General features: G+C 66.4%; 17 protein-coding genes. All 17 read right to left on the bottom strand.

Annotated features, from left to right (window positions below; translation table 11 throughout):
- Positions 1–2 precede the first annotated feature (2 nt).
- Complete coding sequence (locus AB0L65_RS33045; RefSeq protein ID WP_364253253.1) at positions 3–1697, bottom strand: hypothetical protein; 1695 nt, start codon at positions 1695–1697, stop codon at positions 3–5.
- A gap of 14 nt (positions 1698–1711) precedes the next feature.
- Positions 1712–2959 carry a phage terminase large subunit gene (gene terL / locus AB0L65_RS33040; protein WP_364253566.1) on the bottom strand — a complete coding sequence of 416 codons (1248 nt, stop codon included), beginning with the start codon at positions 2957–2959 and terminating at the stop codon, positions 1712–1714.
- Positions 2956–3261 (bottom strand): hypothetical protein, encoded by a 306-nt coding sequence (locus AB0L65_RS33035; RefSeq protein ID WP_364253250.1) that lies wholly within the window; start codon positions 3259–3261, stop codon positions 2956–2958. The genes terL and AB0L65_RS33035 overlap by 4 nt, the downstream gene beginning before the upstream one ends.
- Positions 3262–3275: 14 nt before the next feature.
- Positions 3276–3794, bottom strand: a complete 519-nt coding sequence (locus AB0L65_RS33030) for a hypothetical protein (protein WP_364253247.1) — start codon at positions 3792–3794, stop codon at positions 3276–3278.
- Between the two features lie 110 nt (positions 3795–3904).
- Entirely contained in the window at positions 3905–4138 is a 234-nt protein-coding gene (locus AB0L65_RS33025; RefSeq protein ID WP_364253244.1) for a hypothetical protein, read from the bottom strand.
- 117 nt (positions 4139–4255) lie between these two features.
- Positions 4256–4510, bottom strand: coding sequence for a hypothetical protein (locus AB0L65_RS33020; RefSeq protein WP_364253241.1), 255 nt, complete (start codon positions 4508–4510; stop codon positions 4256–4258).
- 285 nt (positions 4511–4795) lie between these two features.
- Entirely contained in the window at positions 4796–5395 is a 600-nt protein-coding gene (locus AB0L65_RS33015; RefSeq protein WP_364253238.1) for a hypothetical protein, read from the bottom strand.
- Positions 5396–5514: 119 nt separating this feature from the next.
- Positions 5515–6045 carry a hypothetical protein gene (locus AB0L65_RS33010; RefSeq protein ID WP_364253235.1) on the bottom strand — a complete coding sequence of 177 codons (531 nt, stop codon included), beginning with the start codon at positions 6043–6045 and terminating at the stop codon, positions 5515–5517.
- Between the two features lie 495 nt (positions 6046–6540).
- On the bottom strand, positions 6541–6729 hold the full coding sequence (locus AB0L65_RS33005) for a DUF6011 domain-containing protein (RefSeq protein WP_364253563.1): 189 nt from the start codon (positions 6727–6729) through the stop codon (positions 6541–6543).
- Between the two features lie 124 nt (positions 6730–6853).
- Positions 6854–7027 carry a hypothetical protein gene (locus AB0L65_RS33000; RefSeq protein WP_364253232.1) on the bottom strand — a complete coding sequence of 58 codons (174 nt, stop codon included), beginning with the start codon at positions 7025–7027 and terminating at the stop codon, positions 6854–6856.
- Complete coding sequence (locus AB0L65_RS32995; RefSeq protein WP_364253229.1) at positions 7020–7220, bottom strand: hypothetical protein; 201 nt, start codon at positions 7218–7220, stop codon at positions 7020–7022. The genes AB0L65_RS33000 and AB0L65_RS32995 overlap by 8 nt, the downstream gene beginning before the upstream one ends.
- Before the next feature lie 59 nt (positions 7221–7279).
- On the bottom strand, positions 7280–7603 hold the full coding sequence (locus AB0L65_RS32990; RefSeq protein WP_364253226.1) for a hypothetical protein: 324 nt from the start codon (positions 7601–7603) through the stop codon (positions 7280–7282).
- Positions 7596–7844, bottom strand: coding sequence for a hypothetical protein (locus AB0L65_RS32985; protein ID WP_364253223.1), 249 nt, complete (start codon positions 7842–7844; stop codon positions 7596–7598). Before AB0L65_RS32985 ends, AB0L65_RS32990 begins: the two co-directional genes overlap by 8 nt.
- A gap of 3 nt (positions 7845–7847) precedes the next feature.
- Positions 7848–8123 carry a hypothetical protein gene (locus tag AB0L65_RS32980; RefSeq protein ID WP_364253220.1) on the bottom strand — a complete coding sequence of 92 codons (276 nt, stop codon included), beginning with the start codon at positions 8121–8123 and terminating at the stop codon, positions 7848–7850.
- 4 nt (positions 8124–8127) lie between these two features.
- The gene (locus tag AB0L65_RS32975) at positions 8128–8433 is read right to left on the bottom strand and encodes a hypothetical protein (protein ID WP_364253217.1); all 306 of its coding nucleotides are present in this window, start codon (positions 8431–8433) and stop codon (positions 8128–8130) included.
- Positions 8434–8565: 132 nt separating this feature from the next.
- Entirely contained in the window at positions 8566–8694 is a 129-nt protein-coding gene (locus AB0L65_RS32970; RefSeq protein ID WP_364253214.1) for a hypothetical protein, read from the bottom strand.
- 3 nt (positions 8695–8697) lie between these two features.
- Positions 8698–8937: a hypothetical protein gene (locus tag AB0L65_RS32965; RefSeq protein WP_364253211.1), complete on the bottom strand. Its 240-nt coding sequence runs from the start codon at positions 8935–8937 to the stop codon at positions 8698–8700.
- Between the last annotated feature and the right edge of the window lie 14 nt (positions 8938–8951).

Below are 8951 nucleotides of genomic sequence, written 5' to 3'. Positions count from 1 at the left end.
GCCTACTCCTCTTCGTCGCCGTCGGAGGTGTCGGCCTGCTCGTCATCGGGCTGGTCTTCTTCGCCGTCCGGCTCGGGTTCGGGGTCGCCTCCGCCGAGCATGCGCGCTGGATCTTCGCCCCTTCGGAACGCGTCCACCGCCGCTTGGCCCGCTGCGCCGGCCGTGCCTTCGGGAGGCTTGAAGTTGCCTTCCTCATCGGTGAGGCCATCGATGATGGACTCGGCATCTCGCACGCCCAGCGCCTCCAGTAGCAGCCTGACCACGGTGAGCGGCGGCAGGTAACCGGTGGCGTCGGCCTTGACGATCGAGTCGATGATGACCGCAGGATCGAGATCGTCGATGTCCGGCCACGAGATGTCCACGGTGCGGTCGGTGTCCTGCGCCAAGTCGACGACTTCGAGGCCGTCATCGTCGCGGGACACCTTGCCCTTGAGTGGCCCGGATGGTGCCTTGGCGGCTTGGTCGATGACGTAGTCGAGGATCTGCCGCCATGCTTCGCCCCACACCGACCGGCGCAGCTCCATGCTGCGTTCTGTCGGGGTGTCCAGGGTTTCAGCGGTTGCTCTGGCGCCGGTGGTGCCGGGGTCGCCCAGCAGCATCGTCACTGGGACGTCCAACGCCGCGGCCACCATGGCGGCGAGCGGCCTGCCCGACTCACTGTCGATGGTCGCCCCGCTCTTGGGGATGGCCTCGAGCGCCATGTCTGGGGTCATGAGGGCGGTGGCGCCGGCACGCTGCGGTTCGCCGCTGAAGCGATCCGTTGTGGGAGCGGTGGCCATTTTGGCTCGCGCCTGAGCCTGCTTGCTGCCCTTGCTGGTGAGTCGCCAGGCGAACCGACTCAACGCCTTGATCAGGGTCGCCCAGTCCTCAAGGAACGACTTGTAGGCTTGAGCCCAGTCGATCGCCGCGTACGAGTCGGGAATGCCAAACTTCCAGCCGAGCTGCGAGTTTGCCCGGACGTGGTAGACGGGCGCGTCCCAGATGACATCGGCCAGGCCGGAGTCGCCGTACATCGGGAAGGTGAGCCGGCGCGGTCTCAGCGCCGGCCGGTAGCCGAGCGCCGGGTAGTAGGCGACATGGCGCTCCTGGATTACGCCCGTTTCGGTTCTGCGGTCTTGCCACCACTCCCGCCTGTAGAACCACGGCTCACTACGGTCTTCCGGGTTGCAGATGACGTCGGTGATCTCATCCCACGGCAGTGTCCTGACCTGGACGCGTCCAGTGCGAGGTGACGTGAACAGGGCGAAGAACACGTTGCCGTCGGAGAACAGGGCACGTTCGAGTTCCTCGTGCGCTTGGTCCCCGGAGAAGGTGCGCCGGTTGCCGGGGTCGTCGAGGAACGCCTGGACCACCGAGTTGACGTCCTGCCCCTGCTCGCCTGTCGCTCTGGCGGAGATCTGGACGCCCTGCCCCCACACGTAGCCAGTGCGGAGGGATAGGCCGCGGCGAAGCAGCGGAGACTTGATCGTCATGATGCGGCAGACCGCGGTGATCTGCTGGAGCCCTTCGCGGGTGAACTCCCGCTCGGCGTACGCTGTGAGCTTCTGCCAGCCCGGCTCATACATGCGGTGCTCGAGGTCGGCGAGAGACTCTTGCAGGTGGGCAACCATCTGCCGTTCGGCGCGCACCGCTTCGGCCATTTCGGTGCGGCCGGTTACCCGATACAGCGTCTCTTGCAGGCGGGAGGCGATACCCACGGCGGCCTCCTCGCTCAGTAAGGGCTGATCGCGTACGCGTCGAGTTCATCGTCGAGTTCGGTTGCGTCGATGATCAGGTCTCCTGCGAGGATCGGCGCCAGCAGCATGCGGTTGATGGCCTGAGTGCAGGCATCGACGCGGTCGTCATGGCTGCCATTGGGGAACGCTGCGGCCTCGTCGAGGAAGCCGCCGACCCATGGCGCGATCTCCGGAGCGGGCAACCAAATCTGGCCGGCCTCGATGAATGGCGTTACCGCCCGGGCGCGAGCCTCCTTTGAACCGTCCGGCTCAACTGGGACCAGACCGGGCACCTGACGGGACAGCGAGTTGATGACCGCCGTGCCGTTCGCTTTGTCCTCGACCAGCTTCAGCGTGGCCTGGGGCCACTTCGCAGCGAGCCGGCGCAGCGCCGAGCACGTCTCGGTGAAGGAGAGCCGGTCGTGCACCTGGTCGAGCAGGAACAGCTCCAGGCCGTACCGCGCCCAGACTTGGCCCACCACATAGTCGGAGCCGTCGGTGTCCTTGAACGCCATGTCCCACGACATGCACACCTCGTCGGCACCGGGAGCCCAATGGCTGCCGTCGTCGCGGACGATCCACCGCGACGAGGTGAACTCGCGCCACCACTCACGTTGGAAGATGTCACCCGCCGCCGGCGCGGGACGACCCTGATAGAGGGATGCCCATGTGCGGCTACCGGAGCGAACCTTGATGGCCTCCCACTGCGCCCTGGTCCGACCACGGGCGGACCGCATGAACTCGCCAGGCTCGCGGCCGAGAGGATCGGTTTCGCCCTTGTTCGGATCGTGGTCGGCCTGGGCTGGGATGTTCACCACGCGCCACAAGTGGCCGTCCTCGGCGGCGAGGAGACGGCCGGCAAGGTCGTCCTCATGCCATCGGGTGAGGATCAGCACCACGGGAGCGCCCGGGGCGAGTCGGGTAGCGGCGACGTCTGTCCACCAGTCCCAGGCGCGCTCGCGGTAGGTGGGCGAGTCCGCCTGGGCGCGGTCCTTGATCGGGTCGTCGATGATCATGAGATCGACTGGGCGGCCGGTCAGGGCTCCGCCGATGCCTGCCGCATACACGCCGCCCTCGTGGCCTTCGAGCTGCCATTCATGCTGCGCCGACAGGTCGTCCCGTACCGATAGACCGAGCTTGGAGCCGTGAACGGTGATGTCATCGCGGATCGCTCGGCCCCAGCGCCGAGCAACGCCGTGCTCGTACGAGGCGATGGCTACTCGCGTGTCGGGCCTCTGCGTCAGCGCCCACAGGGGGAACCGGCGAGAAGCCCGCTGGCTTTTCCCTCCTGAGGAGGCATCGACAGAACAAGACGCCCATCTGGCGTGTTGAGCAGCCGTACGAGCTCGGTGTCGATCAGGTCGAGCGCTGGCGTTTGCCGGGTCTTCGAATCGAGCGCTTTCGCGAGTTCGCCCGGGGTCGCCCAGCGCGGGCGGAGATGGCCGAGCGTGGCCACCGCGGCGTTCCGCAGCGTGGCGAGAAGTTGTTCCTGTGCCTCCGGCGGCCAGTCGCGCCAGCCGCGAGGCAGCGTAGCTGACGTACTCATGGTCACCTCGCTGTCTACGTCTCAGACGGCTCGGTGTCGTCCGTCATACCGAGTTGGGCCGCCAGTTGCTCGATCTCAGAGGTGATGGCGTCGGAGACGGTGACGTTCGTCTTCGTCGGCGCGTCCAAGCCGAGCAGCTTCGCGCGCCGTTCCTGAATCTTCAGCAGACGGTCTATCGCCTGCAAGACAGGGCCGTCGTCGGCAAGCGGTTCGCCGCCCTCTTCGAGGCAGATGACCTTGCCGTGGGAGATGGCGTAATGCTCGGTCTCCAACACCTTCAGAGCCGCCTGGTACATCTGGTCGAGGCGGTCGAGTTCGACGGCGCGGAGGTCGTCGGCGGCGTCCTGAACCGTCTCCTTGAGGACACGCTGGACCGCTTCGTGTGCCTTGCCTGGCCCCGCCATGCCGAGTTCGGCGGCGATCTGCCGGTAGGTGAGGCCGCGGACTCGCAGACGTGCGGCTTCGGCATCTCGGGCTGCCGTATCTACGTTGCGCTCGAACCGGCCGCGGCCTCCGCGTGTTCCTCTGGCCATGAGCGTTCCCCCTCAGGATGGATCGCGGCTCCTGGCGAAACTACGGAGCGTCGTTGTTTCGCGGTCTCCTGCCAGTGACAAGTTGTACCGAGAGTGACGAATCGGGGCGCTCAGGCTCTGATGCGGGGCACCTGGCTGTAGTCCTCGCCCTTGATCTGCTCGACCTGGTCAGCGGGGAACCACGTCATCTCCGGTTTGCCGAGCCCGCCGCGGTAGCCGGGCAGGATGGGCACCCATTCGACCAGGTACTCCTTGCTGCCGTCGTCGGTCTTGCGCCAGGCGTGGAGGAGGCCGGCGTCCGGTTCGTGGCCTGGGAGCTTGATCGAGGGAGGCAGGTCCTGCATGGGTCAGATGCTACCCAGGGGATCGAACGGGTATTCGAAGAGGGTCCGGGCGGGCGGCGGCGTGCAGTACAACCGACCGCCCGGAGGTCTAAAGGCCGGCCGCCTGCTCCGGCGTCATCACACGCGCTCCGGCCAGTGCCAGGTGCCCGGCACGTTCTGCGGGCTGTAGTCCACCTCGTTGAAGAACATGCCCGTCGGGTTCATCACGGCGATGTGGCATCTTGCCTGCATGTCGTCGTCGGCGTGCTCAGGCGGCGCGTAGCCAGCGACCTCGGTGATGATGGCCGCTCGGCAGACGCTCTTGTACTCGCCTCCGGGGGTGCCGTAAGACACGTAGTGGACGATGCGGCCCACGGTCGGGATCTGGGACATGGTGATATCTCCTTGAGGGTGCTTCGAGAGGGTTGAGGTCGCCGAGCCTGGCCTGCGCCCGTGGACCCCTCATGTCCCACAGACCAGACTCGGCGACCTCAAAGGCTCTACACGGCGGGGCATCCTGGGGGAAGCGACCGCGGAGCCGGCACGCTCCTCCGCAGCGGGGAGCGTGCGTCTTGGGGAATCTAGGGGTGTCTAGGGCCGAGCCCGGACACAAGGAAAGCCCTCCGCACGGGGGCGACGGAGGGCTTATCGACGGCTTTCGCCGAACCTATCGAACGGTCATTCTGCCATCTGATCGGGGATCTTGCCAATACGTCCTTGCTCGGTGAGTATTCGCGTGATCAGTTCGAAGGGCTTGCCGTGCTTGGCGCGGAGCTGAGCAATGTGCTCCATCAGGTCATCACCGGGACTGAAGTCCTCCCGATAGTCACCTGTCCGTAAGTGAGCGAACTGATGATGCCGGCGCGTCTCCTCCTGGTAGCTGCCAGGCTCGGCGGCGAGTACGTCCTCCTCTCGCACGCGGAAGGCTTTCAGGCGCCGGGCAAGAAAGTCACTCTTCCCGATCTTGATGCGATCCTCACTCAACCGGATGTAGTAGACGACCGGGCATGGCGGACGCCGTTCGGCGCGCTCCCTGGCGAGCCGCTCTCGCTGTTGACTCCAATGGTCTCCCCATGCGTTGACTTGGGCGCTGATCTGGTCGGCGATCGCTGAAGTTGCTAAGGAGTCCGCGAGCTTGCTGCGGACCTCTTCTTGCCGAATCGCCCACTCTCCAATCTTGATCGCGTGGCGTTCACAGACCAGCAGGTGCTCAACCCTGAGGCCCGTGCATCGGCGCCCCTTCCACACGATGTTGCACTGGTCGGGAACCACGACCAATGCGGGGATGGAGACTGTGACATGGAAGCGACAGCTTGGGCACCGGTAGCGGCCCGGCCCCATAGATGCGATGGGGACCATGCTTCTGCCGCACGAGCACGAGACGTCAATGCCTTCCATCAGCTCGCCTTCCTCCTGGCCTGCTTGGTGTTGAGTGCAACCTCCACGACGTCACCGAGCCTGTAGAGCATGCGCCCTCTCTCGTCCCGTCCTCTGGTCAGGATGAGCCCCTTCTTCGCCCACTCGTAGACGGTCGAGTCGCCGACTTTGACGCCGAGCATCCGGGCCAGGCTCGAAACGCGCACCGCGGGGGCGGTTAGGTCCTCGGCCTTTCGCAGCATCCACTCGCGGCGGTCGTGAACGTCGTAGCGGAGGCGCTGCCCCTCGTCATCGACGCACCAGCGGCAGGCCACTGTGACGGCGTTGGGGCGGGCGTACAGGTCGGCCTCGCACATGTCACACGGCCCGGCGTACACGAGATCGCGGGGTGGGGCGTCGGTTGCCCAGCGGGCTTGACGTACCGCGACCAGGATCTCTTCTACCGCGTCCGGTCCGGCCGGGTGGGCGATGAGGGCACCGGCGTGGCGGTGGAGCCAGTCGGCGACGTGGGCGGGGTGGTGGTGGGGTTCGCGGCCCAGCCCGGCGTACATGCACGAGGGGTGGGCGCAGTTGAGGCAAGCCGGACCATGCAGAACCTGAACTGAGGCAACCAGGACGCGCGCCCAGCCCAGCAGGATCACGGCGAGATGGTCGGCAGCCTCCGAGGCGCGCTCGTTCCACGGGAGCGGCTTTTCGGGGCTGCGACCACCGACGCCGCCTGAGGTAAGGCGCGTCTGCCTGCTGATGGCGAGGTCGAGATCCGCGACGAGCCCAGGGACAGCCTGGAGTTCGCGGTGGAGTTCGGCGGTGCAGGCTCCGCAGATGCGGAGAGAGCCGGGCATCGTACGGTCACACATGCTGACCGGGCAGTCCAGAGCCAACGTGTCCCCCTGACGTGCTAGTACGCTTGCGGGAGACTCGTTTGGGGCGATTGAGGCGCTTTGGGTCGTGGCGAGGGTAGTGGGGTCGAGGGCGGTCCTCCGTTGGTGGCGGAGGGCCGCTTTCGCGTTCAAGATCGATCTATCAGAATCGTTGCAGGTCGCATTCTAGCGACCTGGCGTTTCTTGCTCGGCCAACAAGTCGCCTTGCCCGTCGCAGTCTCCTCCGTCACGCCGGCGGAAGCGCGGCGACGACGGCGGGATGATCCCCAGCTTCTCGGCGCACTCCGGGCCGAAGCCGCGCCTTCTCGACTCTGGGGCTGTCAGGTGACGTCCGCAGCCGCCAAGACAGAGCATCGGCGGCAGAGGCGAGGGCTCGAGGTCGAGGAGGTTCACGGCTCGTCCGGTAGTGCCGCCCTGGCACAGCAGTCGCACGGCGCCTGCTCTGAGCATGTCTGCTGGCAGATCTCGCAGGGCACGGTCAGGGCTCCTCGGTGGCTGGCGTCTCAGGCGGCAGGCTGGACAGGGCATCGCCGCCCGCTCGTTGGAACGCTGCTGCCACATCGGCGAACGCGCCGCCCACCTGCCGGATGTACGCCTCGGCGGCGGCCTTGGCTGCGTCGTGGATTGGCTGCAGGCTCGTCTTCTCATCCATGAGGCTCAGTCTCCTCCGTGATGCTGTCGAGTACGGCCAGAACGCGTTGGGCTACCAGCCACATGCCGGGGGCGTCTTTCTCTGCCATCGCCTTGTAGCAGACCGCGCGGGCCTGGGCGATGCGCTGGCGTTCTCGACCCAGCGCTTCCTCGGCGAGCCGCAGCTTGAGTTCGATGACCCTCTCAGCGGCCATGCTCAGGCTCCGCGGTGTCGTCGAGATCTACGAGCAGGGCGTAGCGGTGGCGGAGGTCGTCACCCAAGGCGCTCAGCCTCCTCGACCATGAGCGTCGGGTCGACGTCCTCGGGTCCGCCCAACTGGTAGCCGACGTAGTCGAACCTCATGTACGACCACGAGCGGCAGCCCATGCAGATGAAGTACACGTGGCCGTCGTTGATGGCGGGCTGACGGACATCGACCCGCCCCCACCCGTCCAAGAGTTGGGTCTCGAACCGGAACGAGACGGGCAGCCAGTTGTGCTCTGCCCCTTGGAGGCATTTCGTGCCCGAGCTGCGCGGCAGGCCCTTGAAATGGGCGTTCATCTGCCTATCGGCGTAGCTGCCACGGTCTTCAGGCATTCTCGGTCCTCTCGGGTAGGGCGGCACGGAGGCGCTTGGCGGCTGCCAGGACGTTGGGGCCTCGGAACAGGTACTCGCGAAGGTCTTCAGCGGAGACGACGACCATGCCCCGTTCGTCGAGGAGTCCCAGAACGGCTGTCGCTCCGTCCTCGGGCTCTTCGACACCGAACAGGCGGAGAGCCTCCTCGATCACGTCAGCGGCTTGTAGGGCTTCCTCGGGAAGGTTCAGGGTCTCAGGCATGGTTCAGCCCTCCTCGGGCTCGGACGGGCACAGGAACGCCAGACGGTTGGCCATGTCCAACGCTGCGGCGTACGCGATCAGGTCAGCGACCGTCCTGCCGAGTTTGGCCGCCGTACCCGAGAACGTGGTCGCGGTGTCGTCGCCCGTAAGGTCGGTGGTCAGTTTCTCCAGGGTGGAGGTAGCGTCTCGAAGCTCCTGGCGAAGCAGCTCCGTCACGCGGGTGCGTTCGCTGGCGTAGCCCTTCACCAGGAGGTGGTTTGGTAGCCGGTCGTCGGGCACCCGGTCAGCCCTCCTCTCCGAGCGCGAGGAAAGCGCACCGTAGGGCGTACTTGTCGGCGTAGTCGGAGTGGCCGGAAGCGGACTGTTCGATGCGGAGCACCTGCTCCAGGGTGACGGGCGCCAGGCCGTTCTTCGCTCGGAGTTCGTTGACGAGTGCGAGCATTCGTCCGGCCTCGTAGCCCACCCAGGCGAACTCTGGGCCATCTGGTCCCTCCACGATCTGCTCTCGTTCGGAGCGTCGGTGGGCGAGGTAGGCGAGCTTCGCGCGGAACAGGTCACGGGTCTGCGCCTGGGTGATCAGATCGGCCACGGGTCAGACCTCCTCTCCCGGAGAGGCGGCGGACAACTCCGCGAGAGCGTCGTCCGTCACGACCGCAGCATTCGTCGCGTTCCGGATGGGCGGTGGTTCGCCCATGCCGTCTCCCCAGCGAGTCATCATGGCTCAGCCCTCCCCAGAGTCGACGGAGCGTCGCCGGTTCCACTCGGCGCAGTGCTCGCAACCACAGGTGCTCTCGTCGTGGCCGTCTATCGCCAAGATCAGCGCGCCGGACTTCATCGTGGTCAGGTCCATCGCTCAGCCCTCCTCGGAGGTGGAGGAGTCCGCGAAACGCGACAGGAGTGCGATCCCTAACGTGGTGACGACCAGCCGCCTGCCCTCGCCCGGCTTGAAGTCGCCGAACACGATCAGGCCACGGTCCTTGAGGGCGAAGATGGTCGCCTCTCGTACCCCTTCGTCCTGCGCCTTGAAGGCGTACACGTCCCCCTGCTTGGCCCGCCCGAGCAGAGCGAGCATCGTGGGCGAAGTGGTCGGCATCGGGTCTCCTCTTG

The sequence above is a fragment of the Nonomuraea sp. NPDC052116 genome, assembly GCF_040680035.1.
Classification (GTDB): Bacteria; Actinomycetota; Actinomycetes; order Streptosporangiales; family Streptosporangiaceae; genus Nonomuraea; species Nonomuraea angiospora_A.
Note: the sequence above shows the minus strand (reverse complement) of the source record. Positions and strands in the feature narration are given on the sequence as shown.

Coding starts and splice junctions, on each gene's coding strand:
- AB0L65_RS33035 (WP_364253250.1), bottom strand. CDS start 3,261: ATGAGTACGTCAGCTACGCTGCCTCGCGGCTGGCGCGACTGGCCGCCG.
- AB0L65_RS33030 (WP_364253247.1), bottom strand. CDS start 3,794: ATGGCCAGAGGAACACGCGGAGGCCGCGGCCGGTTCGAGCGCAACGTA.
- AB0L65_RS33025 (WP_364253244.1), bottom strand. CDS start 4,138: ATGCAGGACCTGCCTCCCTCGATCAAGCTCCCAGGCCACGAACCGGAC.
- AB0L65_RS33020 (WP_364253241.1), bottom strand. CDS start 4,510: ATGTCCCAGATCCCGACCGTGGGCCGCATCGTCCACTACGTGTCTTAC.
- AB0L65_RS33010 (WP_364253235.1), bottom strand. CDS start 6,045: ATGTACGCCGGGCTGGGCCGCGAACCCCACCACCACCCCGCCCACGTC.
- AB0L65_RS33005 (WP_364253563.1), bottom strand. CDS start 6,729: ATGCTCTGTCTTGGCGGCTGCGGACGTCACCTGACAGCCCCAGAGTCG.
- AB0L65_RS33000 (WP_364253232.1), bottom strand. CDS start 7,027: ATGGATGAGAAGACGAGCCTGCAGCCAATCCACGACGCAGCCAAGGCC.
- AB0L65_RS32995 (WP_364253229.1), bottom strand. CDS start 7,220: ATGGCCGCTGAGAGGGTCATCGAACTCAAGCTGCGGCTCGCCGAGGAA.
- AB0L65_RS32990 (WP_364253226.1), bottom strand. CDS start 7,603: ATGCCTGAAGACCGTGGCAGCTACGCCGATAGGCAGATGAACGCCCAT.
- AB0L65_RS32985 (WP_364253223.1), bottom strand. CDS start 7,844: ATGCCTGAGACCCTGAACCTTCCCGAGGAAGCCCTACAAGCCGCTGAC.
- AB0L65_RS32970 (WP_364253214.1), bottom strand. CDS start 8,694: ATGGACCTGACCACGATGAAGTCCGGCGCGCTGATCTTGGCGATAGAC.
- AB0L65_RS32965 (WP_364253211.1), bottom strand. CDS start 8,937: ATGCCGACCACTTCGCCCACGATGCTCGCTCTGCTCGGGCGGGCCAAG.